Origin of the sequence: Methylorubrum rhodesianum, assembly GCF_014199985.1 — a bacterium.
GTDB classification, from domain to species: domain Bacteria; phylum Pseudomonadota; class Alphaproteobacteria; order Rhizobiales; family Beijerinckiaceae; genus Methylobacterium; species Methylobacterium rhodesianum.
The window spans coordinates 130,806-157,080 of the sequence record NZ_JACHOS010000010.1 but is presented as its reverse complement, the minus strand read 5'-3'; the positions used below and the strand labels follow the sequence as shown (position 1 = coordinate 157,080).

The following is a 26,275-nucleotide window of genomic DNA, read 5'->3' as shown; positions in this document are numbered from 1 at the left end:
CAGTTCGGAGTGAAGGGGATCGATGCGAACCATCGTCTACGCGGATGGCGGCTGCGACCCGAATCCCGGTCCCGGCGGCTGGGGCGTGGTGATCCAGGATCCCGCCGGCACGGTCGAGCTGCACGGCGGCGAGCGCGCCACCACCAACAACCGCATGGAGCTGACCGCCGCGATCCGCGCCCTGGAGCATTTCCCTGAGGGAGCGCAGATCGAGATGCGCTGCGACAGCCAGTACGTGGTCAAATCCGTTACCGAATGGATGCGCGGTTGGAAGGCCCGGGGCTGGCGCACCGCCACGGGGCCGGTGAAGAACATCGACCTGATGCAGCGCCTCGACACGCTGGCCGCCGCCCGTGACGTGCGCTGGACCTGGGTCCGCGGCCATGCCGGCGAGGCCGGCAACGAGCGCGCCGACCGGCTCGCGGCCCTGGGCCGGCGCGAGGCCCTGAGCGGCAAGGCCTCGGGTGAGACGGTTCCGCCGCCCGCCGATGCAGCGCCTGCGATCGCTCCGCCGGCTGCGCAGCCGGAGACGACGCAGGTGACGCTGAGCGCCGATCTCGCCCGGGCGGTGTCGCGGGCCGCAGCCCGTGCCGGCATCAGCCCTCAGGCCTATCTCGAGGATGCCGTTCGGCTGGCGCTGGAGCTCAAGCCCCCGGGGGTCGCCCGCGTCCGGGCCGAACTGCAGAAGGCGTCCTGACAGGGGGCCGCTGCGGCACGATGGACGCGACCTTCTTCGATCGTCCCGCCGCGACCGTCGCCGCCGCGCTGATCGGTCACGGGCTGCTCGTGGACGGTGTCGGAGGCGTCATCGTCGAGACCGAGGCCTACGACCGGACCGATCCGGCCTCGCACAGCTTCGCCGGGCCGACGCGGCGCAATGCCAGCATGTTCGGGCCGCCCGGCCGCGCCTACGTCTATCGCTCCTACGGCCTGCACTGGTGCCTCAACCTCGTCTGCGAGACCGGCAGCGCCGTGCTGCTGCGTGCGATCGAGCCGACCATGGGGCTGGAGACGATGCGCGCCCGCCGCGGGCTCGATGCCCAGCGCCTGCTCTGCGCCGGGCCCGGCCGGCTTGCCCAGGCGCTGGGCATCGACCTCTCGCATGACGGCCTGCGCCTCGACCGGGCACCCTTCGCTTGGGGTGCGCCGCAGGGACCGGTCACGGTCGCCGCCACGACCCGTATCGGCATCAGCCGCGGCGTCGAAGTGCCCTGGCGCTTCCTCGTGCCCGGCTCGCCCTATCTCAGCCGACCGCTGCCGAGGGCGAAACCCGGCGCCGGTCCGGCGGGGTAGAGGTCAGGTCTCGGCCAGGCCCGCGCTCGATTGCGAGGGAGCCCGCCCGTGCGGCGTGCCGAGATATTCCTCCGAGCGCATCTCGATCAGGCGGGAGGCGGTGCGCTCGAACTCGAAGGCCTCGCGACCTTCCGTGGCGGTGTAGAGGCCGGTCGGCTCGGCCTCGGCCGAGGCGACGAGCTTCACATGCGCGTCGTAGAGCGTGTCGATCAGCGTGATGAAGCGCTTGGCCTCGTTGCGGTCCGCCTCGCCCATCACCGGAATCCGCGAGACGATCAGGGTGTGGAAGCTGTCGGCGAGCGCCATGTAGTCGGAGGCTCCGAGCGGCGTCCGGCACAGGTCGTCGAAGCTGAAGCGGGCGACGCCGCCGGCCTCTTCCGGCACCGGCACCGCGCGCCCCTTCACCCTGACCGTGCCGGCGGTTCCCCGCGCGCGCCCCGCGAGCGCCTTGAAGGCGGCGTCCAGCGCGGCCTCGGCCGTCGCATCGGCCGGCACGTGGTAGACCGAGCTGCCGCCGAGCTTTTCCAGCCGGAAATCGGTGCGGGAATCGAGGCGCAGCACCTCGACCCGCTCCTTCAGCTCCGCCACGAAGGGCAGGAACAGGGCGCGGTTGAGACCGCCCTCGTAGAGCCGGTCGGGCTCGACGTTCGAGGTCGCCACCACCGTCACGCCGCGCTTGAACAGGGCCCCGAACAGGCGCCCCAAAATCATCGCGTCGGCGATGTCGGTCACCGTGAACTCGTCGAAGCAGAGAAGCGTCGCTTCCGCCGCGAGCGCGTCGGCCACCGGTGGGATCGGGTCGTCGCCCGTCACTTCGCCCCGCTTGAGGGCCTGCCGGTGGGCGTGGATGCGCTCGTGCGCGTCGGCGAGGAAGCCGTGGAAGTGAACCCGGCGCTTCGGCCCCAGTGCAGCCTCGTGGAACAGGTCCATCAGCATCGTCTTGCCGCGGCCGACCGAACCCCAGATGTACAGCCCCTTCGGCGGACCGGCGTCGTCGTCCTTGCGCCCGAACAGCCAACCCAGCGCGCTGCCCTTCTTCGCCCGCCGGCGGCGTTCCAAATTCTGCGCCAGACGGTCGAGGGCCTGGACGAGGCGGATCTGCGATGGATCGCGCTCGATCGCGCCCGAACTCACCAGGGAATCGTAGCGCTCGCGCACCGGGCCGGGCGGGACCGCGCCCGCACGGGCATGGTCGGAAGGAGCGTGACTTTCGGGCATCCCGGCCGATCGTTCGCGTGAGGAGGCGCCTCGTTCGGCGGGCGGGCCGGCGGAGACGGGAGATGTGGCTTGTCCGCTCTGCCGCGCCGCGGCACGGCGATCAAGCCGGCACGGGTCAACCGTGCAAACATGCGCTCCGATCCGAAGCGCCTCGCCGGCGCAGCCGGGGCCGCGCCGCGATCCCCGTACGGCGAGGGGGCGACGCTACTGGGTGATGCGGGCCACTTTAAGGGCCTGGTCGAACATCGCGCCGAGCGAGGCCGTGATGTCGGCCGCGCTGTTGGCCGTGAAGAAGAGGCCCGGCGAGGCACATTGCCGGAGTGGATCGGCGAGGGTCGGGCTGAATCCGTTGACCCGGCCATTCTCCCAAATGATGTAGCTGTCCTTGCTGTAGTTCTGGACATACCTGTAAGGGATGTACAGGACAGAGATGATTGCACCTGCGTCCTTCAGCGTCTTGCAATTCGCCGGATCGATTTGAGCCGGTTGAGATCCATTCCAATCTGCATTGGGGTAATTCTTGAACTTCGAAGGGTTGCCGGGGAACGTTTTTCCGTCTTTCCAAGCTGAGTAAGATTGACTGTTCTGCATGCCGTCGGTGATGAGGAAGACGAACGGCTTCGGGTTGGTCGTGCTGGAGCCGTTGCCGTATGTCTGGATGGTCGACTTCATCTGCGGCAACGCCGTCTCGAAATGGGTGCCACCGCTCCCGGTGCCGGTCTTCGGATCGTTGTTGGTGAAGAGCTGTGTGCTGCCGGTATCGAGCAGGTTGGTGAAGGCCAGCGGCCATTTCTGACTGCACTGGGCCGCCGTCTTCAGCGAGGTCAGCGAGGTGGTGGTGTCACTGAGCGGGGCGAGCGTCGCCAGTCGGTTGATGAACGGGTAGATGCCGATCCGGTACTGGTTCGGAACGACCGGTGTCGAGGCCCGGTCGAGGAGGGCGCAGACGGCGTTGTTCACCGCGTCAGACCGCAACTGGATCTTTCCGGCTGCCAGGTTCCAGCCCTTTGCAGATGGGAAATGGCACGCGAACTGGCAGTTGCCCTGACTCTCGATGCTCTGGCTGGCGAGCTTCGCCGCGTCGGCGTCGGTGGTCGGCAGACCCATCGAGCCCGACACGTCGACCATCAGGTAGAAGTCGGAGTAGCCCGCCAGGTCGGCTGAGGCGGTGACGGTGTTGCTGAAGGTCGTCGCCGAGACTCCCAAGATTTTCCCGAAGATGCTTTGAACCGTCGCCGTATAGGTGATCGTCGCGGTGAGCACGTTGCCGTTCCGTGTCACCTGCGGCGACGACAGATCGACCGTCGCGAACGACACGCTTCCGGCATTGATGTTGAAGGCCTTCAGAGCCTGGTTCTGACCCGCGGTGAGGCCGGCCGTCGTCACATCGCTCTGCTTCGCGTTGGCGGCGATGTACTCCTTGGCCGTCACGACACCGGCGAGCGCCGCATTGTCCGCCGCATTGTCGAGCCGCGTCTTGCCGGTGATCGCCACCCCGTAATCGACACCGAGGCCGACGAGGCCGATGGTCGGGATCACCGCCAGGGCAAACATGACGTTGATGCTGCCACCGTGATCGGAGGCCAGAGCGTTCGCCCGGCCCTTGAGCCGGCTTGCGCGGGTCAAAAGCCGGTACATCTGGTCGCAATCCCGTCGTTGTTGGCCGTATCGAAGTTCACCAGCGAGGCGTAGCGCGGCAGCACATAGGCCGATCGCGCAATCCGTATCGGCGGAACGAAGCCCGAACCGAAGGTCGGCTCGAAGTCGAACACGACGTCGATCGCCACCAGTGATCCGGGGCCGTAGGAGGAGCGCGGTAGGGTGGCTCGGCTCGGCGGTGCATCGTCGTTGGCCGGCAATTGCGCGGTGTCACAGGGCCGGTAATTGTCGCCGCTGGCCGGCTGTTGTGTGCCGGTGGTGGTCCAGACGACGTTGGCATCGTAGCAGCTGCTCAGGTCACCGCTGGTGCTGGTGCTGTTCTGACAGGCCGCGTTCTTCGCCCTGAACTGAATGGCGGCGTAGTTGATCGAGATGGTCTGCCACCACGCGACGCCGCGGCGCTTGGCATCCTTCATCACGTAGGGAAACAGCACGAGCGTCGCGTCGAAGCTGAAGTGCAGGTCGGTGGCGTTGACCGCTGCGACCGTCGTGTTCGGCGGCGGCGTGGCCTGCGAGATCATCTGGCTGATCGAGTGGGCGACCAGTTCGACCTTCCGGGTCGCGTCGATGTAGGCGACGATCTGGATGCTGGCGAACATGATCAGCAGCAGGGTGGGCAGGATCAGCGCGAACTCGACGGCGGCCATGCCGCCCTCCGCCGCGCGAAAGCGTGCGACACGAGCCGCGAGTGCGGCTTGGGCGGCCCGGAGCCGCGCCGCGCTCCGGCCCTCCGGGAAGCGTTCCGCTGCCGCATGGGTCTGCGCCGCGGGCGCGAGGGTGGGAGGGGCCACCATCAGTACTGCTCGTTGCGGAAGGCCGCGGCCGAGATCGCGAGATAGGCCGGCTTGCCCTTGAAGGTCGCTCCGCCACTCAACCAGGACGCGATCGGCGCGGGCAGGAAGGTGACCGGATAGACGACCTGCAGGTACTGGTAGTCGCCGCGGCTGCCCAGATTGAGCACGCCGGTCCCGGTCGCCAGATTGGAGACGATGAGGCCGTTCAGGTCGGGCGAGACGAAGGAGTAGTAGCCGCTGGGTTGCGACGTCTTCGGCACCACGTAGAGATTCACGATGATGTCGTTGCAGGAAAACGTTGCTGGCAGATAGGCACAGACGCTCTGCTTGAAATTCTCCAGCGTCGCCGCCGTGGATTGCGATTGGAGGCCGCCGGTCAGGATCTGGCGTGAGGCCCGCACCGTCGCATTGTCGACCATCTGGTTGATATACAAGACCAACGCAGTTGCCATTATGAAGAACAGGGTCAAAATGAAGGCTGTGCCGACCAGGGCGAATTCTACAGCCGCTGCGCCCTCTTCATTTCGAATGTAATTCGGTTGTCGCCGCATGAATCCAGACTAACGGAGAGGATTTAAATAAAAGATAACATGATGTTAGAAATCCGGGGCTTTGCTGCTTGCGCGCAGACCCGATCTCAGCCCGGGCAGGTCGGCGCGCGGCCCGATCCGCGGCTCGGGTGTCGATCGGTCCCGGCAGACCAGCCATGCGGCCCGGCGTGAAGATCAGGCACTTTGGTGCATTGCGAGATGAGCGATCTCGGGCCAGATCCCTGCTGACTGCGCCGGGAGGGGGGAGCGCGGACGATCACCGATCCGGCACGCCGCAAGAGTTCCTCGCGCCCCCGATGTCTCTCCCCAATTTCCTCGCGCCTGCCGTTCCCCCCTCGCGGCAGCCTGTCCCGCGTCGCGGCCGGACGAGCCTGCGCCGTCTCTGGCCGAGCGACACGCCGGCGGTGCGCGCCTTCTTCCTCCGTCTCGATTCTGAGACCCGTGCGAGCCGGTTCATGGCCGCGGTCGGCGATCGGATGGCGGCGGACTACGCGGAACGGGTGACGGTGATGTCGGGCATGGTCGTCGGCATCTTCGTCGGTGACACCCTGCGGGCGCTCGGCGAGTTGCGTCCGCTCGGCCCCGGGCCTTCCGGAGTCCGGCGCGCCGAGGTCGCGCTCACGGTCGAACCGGGGTTTCGGCGGGCGGGCCTCGGCGCGTTGCTGCTGCGGCGTCTCGTCGAGGCGGCGCGCAACCGCGGCATCGCCGAGCTTTGCCTGCGCTGCCTGCCCCACAACGTCGCCATGCGACGGCTGATCATGGGATTCGGTGCGCAGATGCGCCTGGAAGAGGGCGAGAGCGAGGGAACGATCCGGCTTGCCCGGGCGACGCCGCTCTCGTTGTGGCAGGAGGGGGTCGAGGCCGCTCTCGATTTCCAGCTCGCCGTGGCCGCTCTGCCCCTTTCCATAAAGCTACCCCGTGCGGCCTGAGCCGCGCGCCTCAGCCCGACTCGCCGGGCCAGCCCACGATGCGCTCGACCAGTTCGTCCTCGGCAAACTCCTCCTCGTTGCCGGCGACGCGCCCGCGCACCGAGATCCCCGCCTCGTGGACGCTCGCCCGGCGGCCGGTCTTCAGCGGATGCCAAGCCGGCAGGTCGCGGCCCTCGCGCACGAGGCGGTAGGCGCAGGTCGGCGGTAGCCAGGGGATCGTGCGCACCGCCTCCGGGGTGAGGCGCACGCAGTCCGGCACGCGCTTGGCGCGGTTGCGGTAGTCGCGGCAGCGGCAGGCATGGGTGTCGAGCAGCGTGCAGCCGACATCGGTATGGTGGATCTCGCCGGTGTCGTCGTCCTCCAGCTTGAGCAGGCAGCAGCGTCCGCAGCCGTCGCACAGGCTCTCCCACTCCGCCGGGCTCATCGCCTCGAGGCTCTTCACGCGCCAGAACGGCCCGTCGCTGCGCTCGGCCATGTCTGGCGCCTCGCTCGCCTTGTTCGTCTCGTTTCGGGACAGGGCGCCCCTCCTGCCGCATGGCGCCGCCGGGAGCAAGCAGGGCTGCGATCTCCGCCATCCGAGGGCCGGATTCGGCTGTCAGGATCGTCTTAAGGTTAATGCGCGGTTGACGGGGCGACGAAGGGGCGCCGGCCCGTCCTTCGCGTTCCTTAACGGAAGCGAAAGCTCGCGGGCCGGCGCGTGTCCTGATACAGAACGTATCGGGATATCGTTGTCCGTCAGCATCGCTCCCGCGCCGACCCGGCCAACGTCGAGAGAAACCGGAATCCGCCTTGCGCCTGCCCAGCCTCAAGACGCTGAAGACGCGGATCAGCCGCGCGGCCCTGGCCTTCGACGCCTGGGTCAACGCGGGCCTCTACGAGGGCGGCCATTCGACGACGGAGGCCTACGAGCGCTTCCAAGCGCGGATGCAGGTCTTCTCCGTCCGCGGCTGGAAGCGCTACCTCCTCGACCTCACCAGCGAAGGCGTCACCATCGGCACCGCCGGCGCCCTGCTGCTGCTGTTCCTGGCTCAGCCCGCCTTCAACCTCACCAGCGACAATTGGCTGAAGGCCCAGGATCTCGCCGTCACCTTCCTCGACCGCTACGGCACCGAGGTCGGGCGCCGCGGCATCAAGCACGACGACTCCCTGAAGTTCGACGATTTTCCCGAACTGATGATCAAGGCGCTGCTCTCGACCGAGGACCGGCGGTTCTACGAGCATTGGGGCATCGACCCGATCGGCACGGCCCGCGCGCTGGTCTCGAACTCGTCCGGCAAGGGCAACATGCAGGGCGGTTCGACGCTGACACAGCAGCTCGCCAAGAACCTGTTCCTGTCGAACGAGCGCTCGCTGGAGCGCAAGATCAACGAGGCGTTCCTGTCCTTCTGGCTCGAGACGCACCTGACCAAGAACCAGATCCTCAAGCTCTATCTCGACCGCGCCTATATGGGCGGCGGCACCTTCGGCGCGGTGGCGGCGGCGGATTACTATTTCGGCAAGCGGCTGCAGGACATCACCCTGGCCGAAGCCGCGATGCTCGCCGGCCTGTTCAAGGCGCCGACCAAGTACTCGCCCAACGTCAACCTGCCGGCCGCCCGCAGCCGGGCGGTGGACGTGCTGCACAACATGGTCGAAGCCGGCTTCGTCACGGAGGGCCAGATCCAGACGGCGCTCCGTAACCCCGCGACGCCGGTGACCCGCACCAAGGACATTACCGCCGACTACTACCTCGACTGGGCCTTCAACGAGGTGAAGCGGCTGGCGGATGCGGGCAAGCTCCGCAACGACCGCGTGCTCACCGTCAAGACGCCGCTCGACCTCTCGATCCAGCGCTCCGCCGACCAGGCGGTCGAGAACATGCTGCGGCGGCTCGGCGACCAGTACGATGTGGACGAGGCGGGCGTGGTGATTCTCGATCCCGACGGGGCGCTCCGCGCCATGGTCGGCGGCGCCGATTACGGCGAGAGCCAGTTCAACCGTGCCACCGACGCGCTGCGTCAGCCGGGCTCCTCGTTCAAGCCCTACGTCTACGCCGCGGCGCTCGCCTCGGGTCTGTTCAAGCCGGATACGCCGGTGGTGGACTCGCCGGTCTGCGTCGGCAACTGGTGCCCGCAGAACTACGGCCGTTCCTATTCCGGCCGCCAGCCGATGTGGCTCGCGGTGGCGAAATCGGTCAACACCATCCCGATCAAGATCACTACCGCCATCGGCAAGGGGATGGGCATCACCCACGAGTGGAAGGCGGCCAAGGCCGGCCGCGAGAAGATCATCCAGCTCGCCAAGGCGATGGGCGTGACGACTCCGCTCACCGACACGCCCTCGCTGCCGATCGGCGCCACCGAGGTGACGGTGATGGACCAGGCTGCGGGCTTCGCGGTCTTCGCCAATGGCGGACGGGTCGCCAAGCCCTACGTCGCCACCGAGGTGCGCAATTCCAGCGGCGAGGTGATCTACCGCCACGCCGACGAGAAGCCGGTGCAGGTGCTCTCGTCCCAGGTCACGGCGGACATGAACTACATGCTCAACAAGGTCGTCGAGGAGGGCACCGCGCGCAAAGCCCAGATCGAGGGCGTGAAGGTCGCGGGCAAGACCGGCACCACGAACGGCTACCGCGACGCGTGGTTCGTGGGCTACACCGGCAATTATGTCGGCGCCGTCTGGTACGGCAACGACGACCACAGCCCGACCAACAAGATGACCGGCGGTTCGCTTCCCGCGATGACGTGGCACGAGATCATGGCCCCCGCCCACCAGGGCATCGAGCTGAAGCCCTTGCCCGGCCTGAACGATCGCAAGGGCGTGCCGCAGGCGGCCCAGGCGCAGGCCGACGGCGCGGCGGCGGCGGCCAGTTCGAGCGGCCGGCTCTCGCGCCGCTCCTTTGAGGTGCTGTCGAACCTCAACGGCCTGTTCCGCACCGTCGAGTCCAGCCGGTCCGCCGCCAAGCCCGAGCCGGCCCGCTCCGGTGCCGTCGTCCCGGAGCGGATGCGGGCGCCCGGTGTCTCCCCCGTCGACGTCGCCGAGGGCGCGCGCGCCTCCGGCGGCTTCGGGACGCCCTGAGTTCGTCGCATGGCCCTGTCGAGTGGAGTCGGCCCGGCGACCGGAATCCCGGGTCGCGAGGATGTCCGCCGGGATCCGCGTGAGGACCACGGCTCGCGCCTGCGCCGCCTCGCGCGCGGGGCCGCCTCGCGCAGCTCGCGGGTGGGGCTGTTCGTCTACGCTCTGACCCTCGGCGGCCTTCTGGGCCTCGCCAGCGCCGACTACGCCACCAGCGGCGGCTATCCCTTTGGCGGAACGTCGATCGGGAGCTGGACGGCGTGGCCGCGGGCGGGTTCGCTCGACACCGACCCCTATGCCCGCGCCGTCAACGCCCGCCGCGGCGACATCCCTCTCGCGATCGGCGAGGGCATGCTGCTGACGGCGGCCAGCGACGATGACGGGCGCGTCCTTGACGCCACCTGCACCTACCGCCTCGCGGGCGTCACGCCGCCCGCCCGCGCCTGGACGATCACCGTGACCGGACGCGGCGCACCCGCGACGGGGCAGGAGCCGGTGCGAACGGGTTTCACCTCGACCGAGATCCTGCGCGAGACCGACGGCCGCTTCGCGATCCTGCTCAGCCCCGAGGTTCAGGCGGGCAACTGGCTGCCGATGCCGCGGCCCAGCGGCCCGGTGCGGCTGGCGCTCCGCCTCTACGACACACCGGTCGCCGCGAGCGTCGGCTCGCTCGACCGCGACAGTCTGCCCGCGATCGAGCGGACGGGATGCGGGTCATGAGCCGGAGCGCCTTCCTTCTCGCCACCGCCTGCGGTCTCGTCATCGCCGGCATCGTCCATATCGCGACGGTGCTGGCGATACCGCGCTTCTCGGAGGGCGACGCCTTCACCCGTGCCCGAGCGAGCGAAACCCTCGACCATCCCTTGCGGATACACGGACTCGCGGGCGGTCCGCCTGCGGCCGGCGGGGCATGGCTGCCCAACCCCGACCCGGCGGTCTCGGTCGGCGTGTGTTCCTACGATCTCGACGACGGCCCGATGCGGGTCTCGGCTCAGTCCGGCTCGCTGATGCTCTCGGTCTCGATGCACAGCCGCCGGGGCGCCTTCTACGCGGTGACCGATCAGGCTGCGGTGCGCGGCGGCCTCGATCTCGTGGTGATGACCCGTGCGCAGTACGACGAGGCGCTGGCCAACGACGTGGCCGGCGAGGTGACGCGCGACGTGCGCATCATCGCCCCCGCCCGGCGCGGCTTCGCCGTGGTGCGGGTCATCGCGGCCCTGCCGAGCGAGCGCGCCGCGGCCGACGCGGCGGTCCAGGCGGTTTCCTGCACCATCGACAGCCCGGCCGAGCCCACCGGGGACGAAGCGGGAAGCGGCAAGAGCTAGCGCCGCGTGACTGCGCATGGCGGCATGCCTTCAGGCGTGCGCGGCGCCCAAGATTCGGTCCCCGCTCCGATCGAGTGCACGCCCTGTCATGCCGGCCACCGCAAAAGCCATGCGCGTGGTTCGATTGTACCCACGGCGTTTTTTCTTTAGGGTCCGGACCTTAGGTCTGTCACAGGGATTCCGCCGCACGACTGCCGTCGGCCGGACGCCTGCCGCGGAGGCTCACAGGGCCGAGAGGCTACTGCCTTCCGTGCAAGGGTCTCGTCCGGCAACGTCGGCGGATCGCGAGGCGGCCCGACGATTCGCGGAGGCGGCTTGCCGCCCCATATCTGCCGGTGTCGAACGTCCCGCGGGTTCGAAACGCCAGTGTGCCGTGTGCGCACCGAGGAAGAGTGTCATGAGTCAAACGGGCCGCGATGACCCGCAATCCTTGGACAACCAACTCTGCTTCGCCGTCTATGCGGCGGCGCACGCCTTCGGCCGCGCCTACCGCAGCCTGCTGGCCCACCACGAACTGACCTACCCGCAATATCTCGTGCTGCTGGTGCTGTGGGAGGAGGAGGGCCTGTCGGTGAAGGAGATCGGCAGCCGCCTCTTCCTCGACTCGGGCACCCTCACGCCGCTCCTCAAGCGCCTCGAAGCGTCCGGCCATGTCCGCCGCGCCCGCGACCGGCCGGATGAGCGGCAGGTCAGCATCTTCCTCACGGAGAAGGGGCGCGGCCTCAAGGGCAAGATGGACTGCCTGCCCCACACGGTGGGCGGCATGACCGGGATGACCCTCGACGAGCGGCGCGCCTTACTCGACAGCCTCGCCCTGATGCGCGACGAACTGCACGCCCGCGCCGGCGGCACCGATCTGGCTGCGGTCAGCGCCGCCGGCTGACGGGTTTGCCCCACTTGCAGGCCGAAGGCCCGCCCGCGGACCGTAATGACAGACCGAAAATGAGAAAGCCGCCCCTCGGGGCGGCTTTCCGTTTTTTTGGAAGGGTGACCTGCAGGGGCCGCCCGGGGCTCAGGACTTGGTCTTGAGGTAGGCGATGATGTCGTCGACCTTCTTCGGGTCCTTGATGCCCGGGAAGACCATCTTGGTGCCGGGCACCTTCTTCTTCGGGTCGACGAGCCACTCCTTGAGGTTGGCCTCATCCCAGGTGATGCCGGACTTCTTCAGCGCGTCGGAGAAGGCGTAGCCGTCGGCACCCTCACCGGCCTTCGCACCGACGACGCCCTTCAGGGTCGGGCCGACGCCGTTCTTCTCGAAGTTGTGGCAGGCCTTGCAGGGGGCGAACGCCTTCTCGCCGGCGGCGGCATCGCCCTCGGCATGGGCGGCAACAGGGAGCAGCAGCGCGAAGGCGGCGCCGAGGATGAGATGACGCATCGTTTTTTTCCTCCTTGGAACGGCCGAAGCCGGCTTGCTTATGGCAGAGCTTGTAGCCTTAGAACAGATATAGACTAAGGCGGGCGGGCGTCCAGCCGAGGCTGCTTCACGAAGACGCTCACGTTCCTTTCGGCGGCTGCATGGGTCGATGGGAACCACTCGTGCGTCTCGAACGTGTTTCGGCTAGATCGAACCTCCGGCCTCGTCCAGGTGAGACTGGCGCGTGGCGGCTGAAGCGGGGCTGAAGGTCGCGGGCGCCCCCTGTGGATGGCTGGACGTCGGAGGCTTACCGTCGAAGTGAGCCAGGTCCATGAGCCCGGTCAACGAAGGCGTCCGAGCAAGGACGCCGAACAAGATTCTGGAGGAGATGCCGGCCATGTCGATCGCCTTCCCCGCACCGGATGCGGATGTCGTCGCCCGCCGTGAGGCGATCATCGAGGGGCTGTCGGCGTTGGTGGCGCCCGAGGCCCTGGTCACGACGGAGGACGAGCGCCGCGCCTTCGAGACCGACGGGCTCACCGCCTACCGCAAGATGCCGCTCGCCGTCGTGCTGCCCTCGACGACGCAGGAGGTCTCGGCGGTGATGGCCTTCTGCCATGCCAACGGCGTGCGGGTCGTGCCCCGCGGTGCCGGCACGTCGCTCGCCGGCGGTGCCATCGCCCAGGAGGACGCGATCATCCTCGGGGTGGGCAAGATGACCCGCATCCTCGACCTCGACTTCGCCAACCGCACCGCCCGGGTCGAGGCCGGCATCACCAATCTCGCGATTTCCGGAGCGGTCGCGCACGAGGGCTTCTTCTACGCCCCCGATCCGTCGAGCCAGCTCGCCTGCACCATCGCCGGCAACATCGCCATGAATTCCGGCGGGGCGCACTGCCTGAAATACGGCGTGACGACCAACAACCTCATGGGCGTGACCCTGGTGACCAACGACGGCACCGTGGTGGAGATCGGCGGCGAGCACCTCGATTCCGGCGGCTACGACCTGCTCGGCCTGATCTGCGGCTCGGAGGGCCAGCTCGGCATCGTCACCGAGGCCACCGTGCGCATCCTGCGCGCGGCGGAAGGGGCGCGCCCGGCGCTCGTCGGCTTCTCCTCGGTCGAGGATGCCGGCGCCTGCACGGCGGCGATCATCGCCGCGGGCATCATTCCCGTGGCCATCGAGTACATGGACCGCGAGGCGATCCTCATCACCGACGACTTCGCCAAGGCCGGCTACCCGCGCGACGCCGCGGCGATGCTGATCATCGAGGTCGAGGGATCGGACGAGGAGTGCGAGGACATGCTGGCCCGCATCGAGGCCATCGCCGCCCGCTTCAACCCGACGAGCATCCGCGTCTCGAAGTCGGAGGCCGAATCCGCCGCGATCTGGAAGGGCCGCAAATCCGCCTTCGGTGCCACGGGCCGCATCTCCGACTACATCTGCATGGACGGCACGATCCCGACGGGCCAGCTCGGCCACGTGCTGGAGCGCATCGAGGCGATCTGCGCCGAGCAGGGTCTCCGCGTCGCCAACGTGTTCCACGCCGGCGACGGCAACCTGCACCCGCTGATCCTGTTCGACATCAACAAGCCGGGTGAGTTGCAGAAGGCGGAGGCCGCGGGCGACGCGATCCTGAAGCTCTGCGTCGAGGTCGGCGGTTGCCTCACCGGCGAGCACGGCGTCGGGATCGAGAAGCGCGAGCTGATGCGCTTCCAGTACGCGCAGGAGGATCTCGAACAGCAGATGCGGGTCCGCAACGTGTTCGATCCGGCCTGGCTCATGAATCCGGCCAAGGTGTTTCCGCTGGAGGGCCGGGTCGCGGCCTGACCGGCCACGGAACGGTTGCGGTCCCGGTCGGTTGGCGTCTCACCCGATCGCATCGAGCCGGGACGTCGGTTCCGGGCGATGCTTCAACGAGAGGCTCACGCGATGAAGCATTCGATTCTGACTGCAGCCGTCCTCGCCCTCGGCGTCGCCGCCTTCGCCGGTCCTGCCGAGGCCAAGGGCTGCCTCAAGGGCGCCGTCGTCGGCGGTGCGGCCGGCAGCATGGCCGGCCACGGCAAGGCCGGGGCTGCCGCGGGCTGCGCCATCGGCCACCACGAGGCCAACAAGAAGGACAAGTCCGGCGGACAGGGCTCGCAACAGGGCCAAACGCAGCCCAGATAAGTCCGCTCGCGACAGTCCTGTCCGAGTCAGCGAAGCGTTCCGTCGTGCCGCGCTACTTCTTCCACACCCGCATCGCCACCGACACGCTCACCGACGAGGAGGGCGTGGAGTTGCGTGATGCCGATCAGGCGTGGCGGGTGGCGCGGGCGACGATCCGGGCGAGCCTGGAGGACGAGGGCAGCGATCCGCGTCTGGTCGCGGCCATTCTCGTCGTAACCGACGAAGCGGGCGACATCGTGCTGGAATTCCCTTTCGCCGAGGCGCTCGAGGCGATGGACGATCCGCCCGAGCCGGGGGAGGGGACCCTGCACTGACCGGGCGGAGGGAGGATCACCCTTCCCGCCCGAGCCGCTCGCAGCGGAACGCCCCGTAGCCGCTGCGCGCCAAGCGCTCGGCCAGCGCCGGCAGGAACACCTCCGCCTCCGCCGCCAGCGTCCAGGGCGGATTGATGACGACGAGGCCGGTGCCGGTGAGGCGGGTGGGATCGTCGGGCCGTTCGATCATCAGGTCGAGGCGGAGTGCCGGCCGCTCCAATCCCGCATCGAGCGCGGTCGCCATGCGGTCGACGCCCGAGACGTCCTTGATCGGATACCAGCCGAGATAGATTCCGGTCGGCCATTTCCTCGCGGCCTTCAGAAGCTGCATGCCCAGTCGGTCGATCTCACCGCGCTCCTCGTAGGGCGGATCGATCAGCACGAGTCCGCGACGCTCCGGCGGCGGGATCAGGGCGTTGAGCGCGGTCCAGCCGTCGAGATGCAGGGTCTTGGTGCGGGAGTCGCTGGCGTAGCGCTGCGCCAGCGTCTGCGCATCGGCCGGGTGCAGCTCAACGAAGACGCCCTTGTCGCCCGCGCGCAGGTGCTCGCGGATGATCGCGGGCGAGCCGGGATAAGTGGTGGCGCCGTGGCGCGCCCGCACCGCCGCGACCGCCGCCCTGTAGGGCGCGAGCAGGGCCTCGACCTCGGGTTCGAAGGCCAGGTCGAGCCGGCCGAAGCCGTCGTGCCACTCGCCCGTGCGCCCGGCTTCGTCGGCTTCGAGATCGTAGACGCCGAGACCCGCATGGGTGTCGATCGCCCGGAACGGCTTGTCCTTGGCACGGAGATGTACGAGCACCCGCGTCAGGACGAGGTGCTTGAGCACGTCCGCGAAATTGCCGGCGTGGAAGGCGTGACGGTAGTTCAGGGCGCGTTCCTCACTGTGTAAGGCCCGCGCTTATCAGGAAAGTCGTTCGCGCGTCAGCGCGCCGCTTCGACCGAGACCTCGCCCGCGCGGCAATTCTGGCGCGCGACCTCGGGGCAGGGGGTGAACCCGCGCAGATCTTTCGCGAAGCAGATCCGCACCTCCTGCAACTGTCCGCGGCGGCAGGTCACCGACATCATGTCGGGGCGTAGTCCCTTGTTGGCCATCACGAACTGCCGGGCGATCTCGATCGGGGCGGCGCGCATGTCGCCCTGCGGCTTCACGAAGGCCTCGGGGATCGTCACCGCCTCGCGAGCGGTCTTGACCGCCTTGAAATAGGCGACCGGATCAAGGCCGGAGCAGGTGCCGTGGGTGCGCCATTCGTGGCGGGCGAGGCCCTCGCTCGGCATGACCTCGCCCGCGGCCTCGACCGCGTTGCGGGTAAGGGGGCGCTCCACCGCCGAGCAATTGGAGGGGTAGCCGCGCTCGTATTGCGGCCACAGTCCGTGCACCACGAAGCCGAGGCCGCGGCCCGGCGCGCATTGGCCGTTGCGGTCGCGGCGCCCACCCTCGCCCTCGCAGTAGGTCGGCGACCACGACAGCGCCAGCACGTAGAAGTCGAAGCTGCCCGGCTCGCCGCCGCGTCGAAAGCCGCCGAAATCCTGCGCCTGCGCGCCGGAGGCCAGGGTGAGGCCGAGGGCCAGGGCGGCGAGGCGGCGAAGGCGGGGCATGGACGGGACTCGGGGGGCGGGACGTCTCAGGACGATGCCGGGCGCGGGCTGCAAGTCAAGCGTGTACCCGCCTCGTTCCGCATGTCCCCCATTCAGGGCCGGGCCATCCGGCAGGCGGTGGCGTAGGCGTAGGCATTGTTGCGGTCGAGGCCGTGGACGCAGAAATCGACGCCCCAGGTCGAACCGATGATGCCGAGGCTCTCGCGCACCGAGTAATCGACCTTGCGCCGTACCCCGTCCGAGGTCGTGGCGAGCGCCGAGCAGAAGCGGCGCGGAATGAAGTCGACGCCGTAGGGTCGCCAGGCCGTGCGCTCGATCCGCTCGTAGGAGACGATCGTCAGCGACGAGTTCCAGAACTTCGCCTCCTTCTCGGCGAATTGGGTCGAGACCTTCTCCAGCACGCCGGCATCCTGGCAGCCGGGAATGTCGGCGTCGTAGGGGAAGGTCTGCTCCTCGGCCGGCGAGATCTCCTCGCGGCCGGAACGGGCGAGCGCCGGCAGCACGGAGGATGCCGTGAAAAGGCCGAGCGCCAGGACGGCGAGGGGAAGGTTCGGGCGCATGCCGCTCAAAAATCCGCCTGTTGAGGGTGTCGTGGCGCGACGCTCGCCTCGAGGCGTGTCGCGCGGGGCACCGGATGGCGAGAGACGATGCGCCGCCCCCGGCCCAAGTCAAGCTTGGACCGGGCGGGAGCGCCGCTTTTGACCGACCCTGGGGTGCGCCGGGCACACCTCCAAGGGATTAATAGATCGGCTCGTCCGAGGCGTGGGGGGCGGCCAGCGACAGCGGCTCGTAGGTGGCGTCGTGGGCCGGTACCGGCGTGCGCGGCCGGCCGGGGGCCGGGGCCACGGCATAGGCCGTGGGCGCCGGGGCAGCGGGCGCGCGGGCGACCCGCGTGCCGGTGGCGCGCGAGGAGGTCGGCGCGACGCCGTAGGGATCGTCCTCCTCCACGTCGATCGGCGCCTGGGTCGGGATCGTCTGACGCGCGGGGGGGCGCGGCGAGGCCAGCGGACGGGGCGAACCGTCGGCGGCGTTGAGCTGCGACTCGAACTTGAGCAGCGGCTTGCAGATGCGCTTCAGGCCGCGCGGGTCGTGCATCGCCAGATCGACGTGGATGTGGTCGTAGTGGAACACGTTCGAGCCCGGCGCGAGCACCGTCGAGAAGCGGGCGCAGGCCCCCACGAACACCTCGCGCAGGAAGGCCTGCTCGGCCTCGGTGCCGCGCCAGCCGCCCTTGACGGTGATGACGTGGCCGTCGGCGAGCGTGAAGGACATGATGTCCAGCGCGTTGCCGAAGGAGTGCTCGGAGAGCTTGGCGCCGGCCTGGTTGTTGCGGCCGCGACAGGAATAGGAGCCCGCGTTGATCTCGGCCACCGGCACGCCGAAATACAGGTTGGCGGCGGGCTGGATCGTGTCGGCGAGCCACGCCTCGGCCTCGGCGAGGGCCGGGCAGGCGAGCGTCATGCGCTGCTTGAGCGCCACCGAGCCGCCGCCGAGCCGCGTCACCCGGAACGGCTGCTGCATGCCGCAGGGGCCGGGGCCGTCGATCTCCTTGGCGAGCGAGACATAGGCCGTCGGCTGCACCAGCTTGCGGGCGATGCACATCTGTTCGGCTTGGTCGCGCCATGCCTCCCGGCGCTCGAACCGGTTGATCGCACAGCCCGTGAGCCCCGCGCCGAACAGCACCAGAGCCGAGAACGCTAACGCTTTACGCCACATGGACGGGACGATGCGCACCGTCCCGTAAACGAGCCGCTAACGATGCCGGATCGGATCCACCCCCGTGTGGAGTGCTGTTGACAGATTCGATACGGGCCGTGACTCGGGGGACATGATCTCGCTCCTCGACATCCGCGCCCGCATCGCGGACGGCACCCTCTCCGCCACGGGCGCAATTCGCGCGGCGCGTGAGCGGATCGCCGGGCGCGACCCCTCCATCCGGGCCGTGCTGCGCATCGCGCCCGAGGCGGCGGTGCCAGAAAGCGGGCCGCTCGCCGGCATCGCGGTGGGCATCAAGGACATCATCGACACCAGCGACATGGCCACCGAGTTCGGCTCGGGCATCTATGCCGGCTGGCGGCCGAGGGCGGATGCAGCGATCGTATCGCGGCTGCGGGCGCTCGGCGCCGTGCCGCTCGCCAAGACCGCGACCACGGCATTCGCCGGCCTCGACCCGGCCGCGACGGTCAATCCGCGCGATCCCGGCCACACGCCGGGCGGCTCCTCCTCGGGCTCGGCGGCAGCGGTCGCCGCCGGAATGCTGCCGCTGGCGCTCGGCACGCAGACCGGCGGCTCGGTGATCCGACCGGCGGCCTTCTGCGGCGTGGCGGCGATCAAGCCCTCGTTCCGGCTGCTGCCGACGGTGGGCGTGAAAACCTTCTCCTGGGCACTCGACACGGTCGGCCTGTTCGGTGCCTCGGTGGCCGACATCGCCCACGCGCTGGCCCTGGTCGCCGAGCGGCCGGCCATCGAGGCATCGGCGCCGGAGCGACCGAGTCTCGCCCTCTGCGTGCAAGACTTCGCCGGCAGCCCCGACGCGGACGCTCTCGCGGCGCTCGACCGCGCGGCCCGCGCCGCCGAGCGGGCCGGAGCCTCGGTGCGCGATCTCGTCCTGCCTGAGCCGTTCGCCCGGGCCTGGGCTGCGCACCCGACCGTGCAGGATTTCGAGGCGCGCCAGGCGCTCGCCTGGGAATACGCCGAGCACCGCAACGCCCTGCCGCCGGTGCTGCGCGGCCAGCTCGACCGGGCGCAGGATCTCACAGCCCCCGATTACGACGCAGCCCGCCGCGAGGCCCACCGGGCGCGTCGTCTCCTGAAGGACCTGTTCTCCGACATCGATGCGATCCTGACCGTCTCCAGCGTCGGCCGCGCCCCGCGCGGGCTCGGCTCGACGGGGGATGCGCGCTTCAACCGCCTCTGGACCCTGATGGGCGTGCCCTGCGTCAACGTTCCGGTGCCGGGCGACGGCCTGCCGCTGGGTGTGCAGGTGATCGCCCGCTTCGGCGACGACGGGCGCGCTCTGGCCGTGGCGCGGATGATCGAGGGTGCTCTGAGGCGGGCGTGATCCACCGGCCCGGTGGTTGCGCGCACGTTCCGGCCCTGTCCAGGGCGGTCCGAGGGGAGGTTTCGGACGGCCGGAGAAGCTCAAATCCGGCAAATGATTTGCCACGCGGCCCGGATCGGGCGGATCGACTTGTGTTGCCCAGCGACAACAAATATAACAAAGATCAATATGACGGCATTATGAAGTAACGGCTCGCGATCATCCGGTTCATCGGTCCTTCCGGCGGTTTCGCCGATTCGGATGCCGGAGAACGATCCATGCGTTTCGCGGACAGTGTCTCGCTCGCGGCCCTGCTCGTAGGCGCACTCGGCGCACCCGCGGCACACGCGCAGAGCGCCAACATCTCGGGGGCCAGCGCCAACGCCATCAATCTGCTCGGCCCCTATCTCGATCTGAACGCCACGCCGGCCGGTCGTGACACGCTGCAGCGCAATCTCGACAAGGCCGTCGAACTCAACACGGCCGCGAGCCCCGCGCGCCGCTCGCTCGCCATGAGCGACAAGAGCCTCTTCATCTCGACGGCGGCGAGCTTCTCCCCCGCCGGGCTGACCGGCTTCGGAGCCGGGGCAAGCCTGGCGGGCGGCCTTCCGGCGCAGGCCGCCATCAACGGCATCGTCCCGCAGCAGCCGGTCGGCGGCCTCGGCGCCCGCCTCAGCGCGATCTACGTCCAGGGTATCGCAGGCGGCGACGCCGGTCCGCTCGGAGCGGTCCAGCGCATGCTGGCCTCGGCCTTCGCCTATGACGGGACGAACAACGCCGTCGCCAAAGATTACTTCGCCAACGGCGCGGCCCGGAATCCGCCCGTACGCCCGGCCGGCTACGTGCCGGTCCCTGCGGCGGCGCCCGCAGGCTTCGGCCTGCCCCGCGCCCACGGTCTGCCGAACACGACCGACAGCGTGTACGATCTCGCCTACGGCGTCACCAATCGGGGGCCGGGCCAGAACGTCTACGGCAGCTCGCGCCCGTTCCAGGTCGCGCCCGACCGGATCAGGATCTTCGATCCGTCCGCTGTGGCCGGCCTCGAGACCAACGCCGCGTTCCCGAGCGGACATGCCGGCTACGGATTCCTGTACGGCACCCTGCTCGCGATGGCGGTGCCGCAATCCTACCAGGGCATGCTGGCGCGCTCCGCGGAGTACGGCGAGAGCCGCGTGGTGCTCGGCGTGCACTATCCCCTCGACGTGATCGGCGGCCGCGCGCTGGCGAGCTACGACATCGCCCAGGCGCTCACCAACCCGCTCTACCTCAACAACGCCACGACCACGGGCACGGCGCTCGACATGCCGAGCCTGTTCACCCAGGCCTCGACGCAGATCCAGGGCTATCTCGCGGCGCAGTGCGGCACCACCGTCGCGGCCTGCGCGCAGAGCGCCGCCAACACCGCCGGCAACCCGTACCTGGTCACCGAGGCCAACGCGGCGCTCTATCGCCAGCGCCTGACTTACGGGCTTCCGACCCTGAGCTTCGCCCAAGGGCCGCGCGAGGCGGCGCCGGCCGGCGGCCCCGACGCCGCGATCCTGCTCGCGCCGGTCTACGGCGGCAGCAGCACCGCGGCCCAGCGGATCGCCCCGGCGGGCGGGCTCGCGGCGAGCCTGCAGACGGGGACGATCAACCAGATCCTCGTCAACACCCAGACCGAGGCGCTCGCCGCCTTCTACGGCACGCCGCTGAGCTACTGGACCCGCATCGACCTCTACGCGGCCTCCACCTATTTCGGGAACGTCACCGGCACGCTCCAGCTCGATCCGCGCGACCGGATCGCCACCGACGTCACCGTGGGCAATGCCGGCACGCTGATCGCCGACGGCGCGATCGGCGGCCGCGCCGCGGCGGCCTCGGGCGGCGTGCTCGGCGGTGCCGGCACCGTCGGCGGGCTCCTGGCCCAGAGCGGCGGCACGGTCAGCCCCGGTGGCGGTCAGGGCGGCTCGCCCGGGACGCTGACGGTGGCGGGCGACGCCCGCTTCGCCCCCGGCTCGACGCTTCGGATCGAGACCGCGACCAATGGGGCTTCCGATCGCGTCGCGGTGACCGGCCAAGCGGTTCTCGGCGGCACCGTGGCGCTCGCGCCGCTCGCCGGGGTCGTGAACCCGACCGGCCGCTACAGCATCCTCACCGCGAGCGCGGTGAGCGGCCGGTTCGACGGCGTGAGCGGACCGGGCTACGCCTTCCTGGCGAGCGGTCTCGACTACAACACCGGCCGCACCGTCGACCTGACGATCGCCCGCAACGGCACGCCGTTCGCGGCGTTCGGCCGGACCCGCAACGAGGCCGCGGCGGCGGCCGGGCTCGATGCCGCGGCCGGTTCGGCCCTGAACGACCGCGTCGTCGGTCTGACCGCCGCGCAGGCACCCGGCGCCTTCGCCGGGCTGACCGGCGACGTCCACGCAAGCACGACGTCGGCCGCTTTCGAAGCCGCCTCTTTCGTGCGCGAGACCCTGCTCGACCGGCTGCGCCGCGGCGGCACGCCCGCGATGTCCGGCACCGTGCCGGCGACCTACACCGCCGACCTGCCCGGCCGCTCGGCGCCGATGGCCGTCGCGACCCTCGATCCGCGGGTGTTCGGCCTGTGGGGCCAGGGCTTCGGCAGTTTCGGCGACGCCCGCGGCGACGGAAACGCCGCGGGGCTGACCCGTCAGACCGCCGGCTTCGCGCTCGGCGCCGACCTGCGGCTCGAGAACGGTTTCCGGATCGGCGTCGTCGGCGGCTACAGCCGCACGAACCTCGACACGGACGGGCGCCGGCAGACGGGCGAGATCGAGAGCGCCTTCGGCGGCGTCTACGGCGGCACCGAGTTCGGCCCGGTGGCCCTGCGCCTCGGCGCGGTCTACGCCGACAACAGCCTGCGCACCCGCCGCAGCGTGACGCTGCCCGGCCTCTCCGAGACCGAGACGGCGCGCTACGGCGGCCGGACGATCCAGGGCTTCGGTGAACTCGGCTACCGCTTCGCCCTGTCGGCACCCGGCGCTGTCCTGTCCCCGAACACGCCGGCGCCGCTCTCGTACATCGAACCCTTCATCGGCGGCGCCTACGTCCATATCGGTCAGGATCGCTTCCTCGAGGCCGGCGGGGCGGCGGCCCTGCGCGGGCTCGGTCGCGATAACGACGTCGGCACGGCGACCGCGGGCCTGCGCGCCCAGACCCTGCTCGATCTCGGCTCCGGCGCGCCGGTCGCGGCTCACGGCCTCGTCGGCTACCGCCGCGCCTTCGGCGACGTGATCCCGACCGCGCTGCTCGCCTTCCAGGGCGGCGCGTCCTTCGTGAGCGCCGGACTTCCGATCGATCGCGATGTCCTGGTGGCGAGCGCCGGCCTCGATCTGCGGCTCTCGGCCAGCACCACGCTCGGCCTGGCCTATACCGGTCAGGTCGGCGCCCGCGCCCAGGACCACGCCGTCAAGGGAGGCTTCACCTATCGCTGGTGACGGTTGGGCCCTGCGGCGCCGCAGGGCCGGTCCGCTTCACGAGACGGCGCGGATCGGCCGGATCGGGTCTCAGGGCAGCGGTCTCTGCCGCTCCACGAGCGGCAGATCGATGGCGCAGTGCAGGGTGGTCTCTTCCAGTTCGTAGCGCGTGCGCGCGTCGAGGGTGTAGGGCAGCGCCTTCTCGATCAGCTCCCGTCCGTAGCCGCGCCGGTCCGTTGGCGGCTCTTCGCGCGGACGCTCGATCCCCGTCTCGTTCCAGTGCAGGGCGAGCCGCATCCGGCCGTTCTCGGTATAGGTGCGCCACGTCACGCTCAGCCGCCCCGCGCGTCCGGCGAGCGCCCCGTATTTGCGGGCGTTGGTGGCGAGTTCGTGCAGAGCCAGCGCGAAGGTCTGGACCGTCGCCTTGCGCAGCCGGACGGGCGGGCCGTCGAGTTCGATCCGGTCGGCGGCCTCCCAGGCGCCGAGGGCGTCGAGTTCCGTCGAGATGAGCGTGTGCAGGGTGATCGGCTCGATGCTGGAACGCGAGAGCAGCCCCTGCACCCGCGAGAGCACCGCGAGCCGGTCGTAGAAGCGCCTGCGGAACACGTCCATCGAGGCGCTCCGGCTCATGGTCTGCTCGGCCAGCGAGCGCACCACGGTGATGAGGTTGCGGGTGCGGTGCTGCAGCTCGGCCACCATGACGTCCTGCTGTTCCTGCAGGTGCCGCAGGTCGTCGATGTCGGTCGAGGTGCCGAGCCATTCGACGATGCCGCTGCCCTCACGCAGCGGCAGGGCGCGTGTCTGAAACCACCGGTAGCGGCCCTCGCAGGCGTGATAGATGCGGTAGTCGATGGTCAGGCGCTCGGCCGTGACAGCGTTGCCCCAGGCGTTCCGGGCTCGCTCGCGATCCTCGGGATAGACCGCCTCGAGCCAGCCGAAATCCCGGCTCTCGGCCTCGGTCTGGCCGGTATAGCCGCACCATTGCCGGCTCGCCCAGGTCCACGCGCCGCCCTGTCCCGCCCGCCAGATGAGCTGGGGGATCCCTTCGACCAGCACGCGCTGCCGCGCCTCGCTCGCGCGCAGCTCCGCTTCGGCCTGGGCCCGCTCCGCCGCCTCCCAGGTGCGCGCGGCGACCTGCTCGATCAGCGTCGTCTCCGAACGCGTCCACCTGCGCGGCTGATGGTGGGTGATGTAGAGGACGGTGCGCACCCGGCCGTCGCGGACCAGCGGGACCGCCACGAAGCTGCCGACGCCCCCCTCTCTCCAGACGACGGGGGCGGCGACGCTCGAGACATCCTCTACGACGACCGTCTCGCCGTTGCGGAACCGGCTGTGGATCGTCTCGCCGAACAACCGGAGCGGCATCGGCCCGAGGCGGGATTCGGCCCCGCCGACATAACCGACCTGCTTCTCGACCCGCTCGCCGTCGGCGGAGATGCGGGCATAGCCGACCCGATCGACCCCGAGATGGCGTCCGAGCGCCTCGACGACGCTGTGGAGAGCCGCCTGCGGATCGGTCAGTCCCTGCAGCCGGTCGGCGAGATCGAGCAGGAAGGCTTGTCGTGCCTCTTCCGCCCGCAGGTTCTCGGCGGCGAGATGCTGGTCGTGGATGTCCGTGGCAGCGCCGAACCAGCGCAGGATCCGCCCTTCCGCGTCCCGCGCCGGCGCGTGCCGGATCAGGAACCAGCGATAGGCGCCGTCGCGGCGGCGAAGACGCTGCTGCCGCTCCAGAGGCTGGCCGGAGGCGAAAGCCTCGACGGCGATGCGTTCGATCTCCGCCCTCTCGTCGGGCGGGACCGCCGCCAGCCAGCCGCCGTCCTGAACCTCCTGCACGGTCTGGCCAGTATAGTCGCCCCATTGCTGGTTCACGACGACGACCTTGCCCTCGGGATCGCAGTTCCAGAGCAGGCTCGGCACGAGTTCGGCGAGGGTGCGGAAGCGCTCCTCGCTCTGGCGCAGGGTGTCGGCAGTCCGCTTGCTCAGCAGCGCCTGAAGGATCGCCGGAGCAAGCGCCTCCGCGGCGTCCCGATCCTCCGCCCGGTACCCGCCCTCGCGGTTGCCGAGCCCGATCATCCCCACCGTCACTCCGTCGCGCTTCAGCGGCACACCGAGAAAGGCCTTGAGCGGCGGGTGACCGTGCGGCGCGCCGATACGATCCGGATGCGAATCCGGGTCGTTGGCGATGAGGCTCTTTCCGTCCTGCAACACGCGGCCGTAGATGCCGTGGATCTTCAGCCCCCTCGGGGGCACGCCCCTCGGAAAGGCCGGGTCGTCCATGGCGAAGTGCTGCCAGCCGCGATCGCTGATGGAAATCTCATCGAATTCGCAGCTCTCGTGATTGACCTCACCCATGAAGCTGAAGGCGCTCTGCGTCACGTCCTCGGCGACGGCGAGGCAGACGCGGCCGAGCTCCTCCTCCGTGGGCGCGGTCAGCGCCTCGCGGAAGATGCGGTTGATCCCTTCGAGCACGGCGTTCTTGCGCCGGATGTCCGCCTCCGCCCGGCCGCGCTGCACCGCCGACCAGATCCGCTCGGCGACGTCGCGCAGCAACACGACGTCGGTCTCCGTCCATTCCCGTGGGACCGAGTGCGTGACGCAGAGCGCGCCGACCAGACGCCCGTTCTTGATGAGCGGCGCGCCCAGGCAGGCCGCGATCCGCAGGGCCGCCAGGGCAGGACGGTGCGCCTGCGGGACCGCGGCCGAGGTCTGCGTATCGGACACGACGTGGCACCGGCCGCGGCGGAGGATGTCCGCCGACCATGCGAAGTCCGCGATCCGGTACTCGCCGGCCAGCGAGGGGACGTCGCCGCGAAGGTGGTCCCAGGCAACCCGCGCGAGGCCCGCCGTCTCGTCGATGGCGACGTAGTAGGTGCGGTCGACCTGCAGCCGCTCTCCGAGCAGCCGGCACGCCTGTTCCTGGATCTCCACCGGGTCGGTCAGTGTCCGCACCGCGTCGCTCAGCGCCAGGAGAAAGGCCTGCCGCTTCTCGCGCTCTCGCAGGGCCGTCTCGGCCGCTCTGGACCCGGTGACGTCGTCGTAGACGATCAGCAGCCTGTCCTGCGCCTGCGGATAGGCGGAGACCTCGAACCGGCATCCCATCGGCCCGTCCGCAGGGTCCAGCCGTGTCGGCACGCCCGCGGCGGCGACCCGCTCGTAGGTCTGCAGCCACCGGGCATCGAAATCCGGCATCACTTCGCGCGCCGCCCGTCCGCGCAGCTGCGCCGCCGATAGGCCGGTCATCCGTTCGAAGGCGGGATTGAGCGCGATGTAGCGGAGGTCGACGGCCCGGCTCTGTGCGTCACGGACGAGTTCGAGCTCGCACAAGCCCTGTCCTGCCGCCTGGAACAGGGTGTCGTACCTTTCCTCGCTGACCCGGAGCGTCGCCTCGCGCTCGACGCCGCCGGGCATTGCCCCGATTCCGGTGACGAGCGCCAGAACCCCCGCCACGGCGCCGTCGGACCCGCACACGGGACTGAGGCAGAGCGTCACTCCGGGAGGGGAGGCCTCCCTTCCCAGTGCGAGGCCGGCGGCGGTGACCGTGTCGCCGGACCAGGCGCGCCGC

23 protein-coding genes are annotated in these 26,275 nt (G+C 69.8%); 12 read left to right on the top strand and 11 right to left on the bottom strand.

Annotated elements, in window-relative coordinates:
* The first annotated feature begins 22 nt into the window (after window positions 1–22).
* Both rnhA and HNR01_RS16025 read left to right on the top strand, forming a co-directional pair.
* Entirely contained in the window at window positions 23–697 is a 675-nt protein-coding gene (gene rnhA, locus HNR01_RS16030) for a ribonuclease HI (RefSeq protein WP_017487151.1), read from the top strand.
* Between the two features lie 20 nt (window positions 698–717).
* Complete coding sequence (locus HNR01_RS16025) at window positions 718–1,293, top strand: DNA-3-methyladenine glycosylase (RefSeq protein WP_017487152.1); 576 nt, start codon at window positions 718–720, stop codon at window positions 1,291–1,293.
* Between the two features lie 3 nt (window positions 1,294–1,296).
* On the opposite strand, the gene zapE is transcribed toward HNR01_RS16025, so the two are convergent.
* The 4 genes from zapE to HNR01_RS16005 form a co-directional block, all read right to left on the bottom strand.
* Window positions 1,297–2,511, bottom strand: a complete 1,215-nt coding sequence (zapE, locus tag HNR01_RS16020; protein WP_183668587.1) for a cell division protein ZapE — start codon at window positions 2,509–2,511, stop codon at window positions 1,297–1,299.
* A 204-nt stretch (window positions 2,512–2,715) separates the two neighbouring features.
* The gene (locus HNR01_RS16015) at window positions 2,716–4,149 is read right to left on the bottom strand and encodes a pilus assembly protein TadG-related protein (protein ID WP_183668585.1); all 1,434 of its coding nucleotides are present in this window, start codon (window positions 4,147–4,149) and stop codon (window positions 2,716–2,718) included.
* Window positions 4,134–4,964 carry a TadE family protein gene (locus HNR01_RS16010; RefSeq protein WP_183668583.1) on the bottom strand — a complete coding sequence of 277 codons (831 nt, stop codon included), beginning with the start codon at window positions 4,962–4,964 and terminating at the stop codon, window positions 4,134–4,136. Before HNR01_RS16010 ends, HNR01_RS16015 begins: the two co-directional genes overlap by 16 nt.
* Window positions 4,964–5,515: a TadE/TadG family type IV pilus assembly protein gene (locus tag HNR01_RS16005; RefSeq protein WP_183668581.1), complete on the bottom strand. Its 552-nt coding sequence runs from the start codon at window positions 5,513–5,515 to the stop codon at window positions 4,964–4,966. Before HNR01_RS16005 ends, HNR01_RS16010 begins: the two co-directional genes overlap by 1 nt.
* A gap of 296 nt (window positions 5,516–5,811) precedes the next feature.
* Here HNR01_RS16005 and HNR01_RS16000 point away from each other — a divergent pair, with 296 nt between their 5' ends.
* Complete coding sequence (locus HNR01_RS16000) at window positions 5,812–6,444, top strand: GNAT family N-acetyltransferase (RefSeq protein ID WP_183668579.1); 633 nt, start codon at window positions 5,812–5,814, stop codon at window positions 6,442–6,444.
* A 10-nt stretch (window positions 6,445–6,454) separates the two neighbouring features.
* On the opposite strand, the gene HNR01_RS15995 is transcribed toward HNR01_RS16000, so the two are convergent.
* Window positions 6,455–6,919, bottom strand: a complete 465-nt coding sequence (locus HNR01_RS15995; protein WP_017487158.1) for a YcgN family cysteine cluster protein — start codon at window positions 6,917–6,919, stop codon at window positions 6,455–6,457.
* A 314-nt stretch (window positions 6,920–7,233) separates the two neighbouring features.
* On the opposite strand from HNR01_RS15995, the gene HNR01_RS15990 reads away from it, so the two are divergent.
* The 4 genes from HNR01_RS15990 (at window position 7,234) to HNR01_RS15975 (ending at window position 11,706) form a co-directional block, all read left to right on the top strand.
* Entirely contained in the window at window positions 7,234–9,501 is a 2,268-nt protein-coding gene (locus HNR01_RS15990; protein ID WP_183668577.1) for a transglycosylase domain-containing protein, read from the top strand.
* A 9-nt stretch (window positions 9,502–9,510) separates the two neighbouring features.
* Complete coding sequence (locus tag HNR01_RS15985) at window positions 9,511–10,218, top strand: DUF1214 domain-containing protein (RefSeq protein ID WP_153874175.1); 708 nt, start codon at window positions 9,511–9,513, stop codon at window positions 10,216–10,218.
* Window positions 10,215–10,823: a DUF1254 domain-containing protein gene (locus HNR01_RS15980; protein WP_026105945.1), complete on the top strand. Its 609-nt coding sequence runs from the start codon at window positions 10,215–10,217 to the stop codon at window positions 10,821–10,823. Before HNR01_RS15985 ends, HNR01_RS15980 begins: the two co-directional genes overlap by 4 nt.
* 397 nt (window positions 10,824–11,220) lie before the next feature.
* Window positions 11,221–11,706, top strand: coding sequence for a MarR family winged helix-turn-helix transcriptional regulator (locus tag HNR01_RS15975; RefSeq protein ID WP_183668576.1), 486 nt, complete (start codon window positions 11,221–11,223; stop codon window positions 11,704–11,706).
* A 129-nt stretch (window positions 11,707–11,835) separates the two neighbouring features.
* Here HNR01_RS15975 and HNR01_RS15970 read toward each other — a convergent pair whose 3' ends face one another.
* Entirely contained in the window at window positions 11,836–12,198 is a 363-nt protein-coding gene (locus HNR01_RS15970) for a c-type cytochrome (RefSeq protein WP_017487163.1), read from the bottom strand.
* Between the two features lie 376 nt (window positions 12,199–12,574).
* Here HNR01_RS15970 and HNR01_RS15965 point away from each other — a divergent pair, with 376 nt between their 5' ends.
* The 3 genes from HNR01_RS15965 to HNR01_RS15955 all read left to right on the top strand — a co-directional run bounded on the left by HNR01_RS15965 (window position 12,575) and on the right by HNR01_RS15955 (window position 14,661).
* Window positions 12,575–14,008, top strand: a complete 1,434-nt coding sequence (locus HNR01_RS15965) for an FAD-linked oxidase C-terminal domain-containing protein (RefSeq protein ID WP_026105946.1) — start codon at window positions 12,575–12,577, stop codon at window positions 14,006–14,008.
* A gap of 102 nt (window positions 14,009–14,110) precedes the next feature.
* Window positions 14,111–14,347 (top strand): hypothetical protein, encoded by a 237-nt coding sequence (locus HNR01_RS15960; protein WP_017487165.1) that lies wholly within the window; start codon window positions 14,111–14,113, stop codon window positions 14,345–14,347.
* Between the two features lie 44 nt (window positions 14,348–14,391).
* Window positions 14,392–14,661, top strand: a complete 270-nt coding sequence (locus HNR01_RS15955; protein WP_017487166.1) for a DUF6894 family protein — start codon at window positions 14,392–14,394, stop codon at window positions 14,659–14,661.
* Window positions 14,662–14,677: 16 nt separating this feature from the next.
* Here HNR01_RS15955 and HNR01_RS15950 read toward each other — a convergent pair whose 3' ends face one another.
* The 4 genes from HNR01_RS15950 to HNR01_RS15935 form a co-directional block, all read right to left on the bottom strand.
* Window positions 14,678–15,484 (bottom strand): 23S rRNA (adenine(2030)-N(6))-methyltransferase RlmJ, encoded by an 807-nt coding sequence (locus tag HNR01_RS15950; RefSeq protein WP_183668574.1) that lies wholly within the window; start codon window positions 15,482–15,484, stop codon window positions 14,678–14,680.
* Between the two features lie 95 nt (window positions 15,485–15,579).
* A complete protein-coding gene (locus tag HNR01_RS15945; RefSeq protein WP_183668572.1) occupies window positions 15,580–16,254 on the bottom strand; it encodes a ribonuclease T2 family protein in 675 nt (224 codons plus the stop codon).
* Between the two features lie 92 nt (window positions 16,255–16,346).
* Window positions 16,347–16,814, bottom strand: a complete 468-nt coding sequence (locus HNR01_RS15940) for a hypothetical protein (protein WP_017487169.1) — start codon at window positions 16,812–16,814, stop codon at window positions 16,347–16,349.
* 178 nt (window positions 16,815–16,992) lie between these two features.
* The gene (locus HNR01_RS15935; protein WP_183668570.1) at window positions 16,993–17,970 is read right to left on the bottom strand and encodes an extensin-like domain-containing protein; all 978 of its coding nucleotides are present in this window, start codon (window positions 17,968–17,970) and stop codon (window positions 16,993–16,995) included.
* Between the two features lie 112 nt (window positions 17,971–18,082).
* Between HNR01_RS15935 and HNR01_RS15930 the strand changes: the two genes are divergently transcribed.
* Window positions 18,083–19,315 (top strand): amidase, encoded by a 1,233-nt coding sequence (locus HNR01_RS15930; protein ID WP_183668568.1) that lies wholly within the window; start codon window positions 18,083–18,085, stop codon window positions 19,313–19,315.
* 257 nt (window positions 19,316–19,572) lie between these two features.
* Window positions 19,573–22,734, top strand: coding sequence for an autotransporter family protein (locus tag HNR01_RS15925; protein WP_183668566.1), 3,162 nt, complete (start codon window positions 19,573–19,575; stop codon window positions 22,732–22,734).
* A gap of 69 nt (window positions 22,735–22,803) precedes the next feature.
* Here the strand turns inward: HNR01_RS15925 and HNR01_RS15920 are convergent, their stop codons facing one another.
* Window positions 22,804–26,121 (bottom strand): GAF domain-containing protein, encoded by a 3,318-nt coding sequence (locus HNR01_RS15920; RefSeq protein ID WP_246417531.1) that lies wholly within the window; start codon window positions 26,119–26,121, stop codon window positions 22,804–22,806.
* Window positions 26,122–26,275 lie beyond the last annotated feature (154 nt).

Bases quoted from the DNA above. Each gene is read 5' to 3' on its own strand.
- rnhA (WP_017487151.1), top strand. From the start codon at position 23: ATGCGAACCATCGTCTACGCGGATGGCGGCTGCGACCCGAATCCCGGT.
- HNR01_RS16025 (WP_017487152.1), top strand. From the start codon at position 718: ATGGACGCGACCTTCTTCGATCGTCCCGCCGCGACCGTCGCCGCCGCG.
- zapE (WP_183668587.1), bottom strand. From the start codon at position 2,511: ATGCCCGAAAGTCACGCTCCTTCCGACCATGCCCGTGCGGGCGCGGTC.
- HNR01_RS16015 (WP_183668585.1), bottom strand. From the start codon at position 4,149: ATGTACCGGCTTTTGACCCGCGCAAGCCGGCTCAAGGGCCGGGCGAAC.
- HNR01_RS16010 (WP_183668583.1), bottom strand. From the start codon at position 4,964: ATGGTGGCCCCTCCCACCCTCGCGCCCGCGGCGCAGACCCATGCGGCA.
- HNR01_RS16005 (WP_183668581.1), bottom strand. From the start codon at position 5,515: ATGCGGCGACAACCGAATTACATTCGAAATGAAGAGGGCGCAGCGGCT.
- HNR01_RS16000 (WP_183668579.1), top strand. From the start codon at position 5,812: ATGTCTCTCCCCAATTTCCTCGCGCCTGCCGTTCCCCCCTCGCGGCAG.
- HNR01_RS15995 (WP_017487158.1), bottom strand. From the start codon at position 6,919: ATGGCCGAGCGCAGCGACGGGCCGTTCTGGCGCGTGAAGAGCCTCGAG.
- HNR01_RS15985 (WP_153874175.1), top strand. From the start codon at position 9,511: ATGGCCCTGTCGAGTGGAGTCGGCCCGGCGACCGGAATCCCGGGTCGC.
- HNR01_RS15980 (WP_026105945.1), top strand. From the start codon at position 10,215: ATGAGCCGGAGCGCCTTCCTTCTCGCCACCGCCTGCGGTCTCGTCATC.
- HNR01_RS15975 (WP_183668576.1), top strand. From the start codon at position 11,221: ATGAGTCAAACGGGCCGCGATGACCCGCAATCCTTGGACAACCAACTC.
- HNR01_RS15970 (WP_017487163.1), bottom strand. From the start codon at position 12,198: ATGCGTCATCTCATCCTCGGCGCCGCCTTCGCGCTGCTGCTCCCTGTT.
- HNR01_RS15965 (WP_026105946.1), top strand. From the start codon at position 12,575: ATGTCGATCGCCTTCCCCGCACCGGATGCGGATGTCGTCGCCCGCCGT.
- HNR01_RS15960 (WP_017487165.1), top strand. From the start codon at position 14,111: ATGAAGCATTCGATTCTGACTGCAGCCGTCCTCGCCCTCGGCGTCGCC.
- HNR01_RS15945 (WP_183668572.1), bottom strand. From the start codon at position 16,254: ATGCCCCGCCTTCGCCGCCTCGCCGCCCTGGCCCTCGGCCTCACCCTG.
- HNR01_RS15940 (WP_017487169.1), bottom strand. From the start codon at position 16,814: ATGCGCCCGAACCTTCCCCTCGCCGTCCTGGCGCTCGGCCTTTTCACG.
- HNR01_RS15935 (WP_183668570.1), bottom strand. From the start codon at position 17,970: ATGTGGCGTAAAGCGTTAGCGTTCTCGGCTCTGGTGCTGTTCGGCGCG.
- HNR01_RS15930 (WP_183668568.1), top strand. From the start codon at position 18,083: ATGATCTCGCTCCTCGACATCCGCGCCCGCATCGCGGACGGCACCCTC.
- HNR01_RS15925 (WP_183668566.1), top strand. From the start codon at position 19,573: ATGCGTTTCGCGGACAGTGTCTCGCTCGCGGCCCTGCTCGTAGGCGCA.
- HNR01_RS15920 (WP_246417531.1), bottom strand. From the start codon at position 26,121: ATGCCCGGCGGCGTCGAGCGCGAGGCGACGCTCCGGGTCAGCGAGGAA.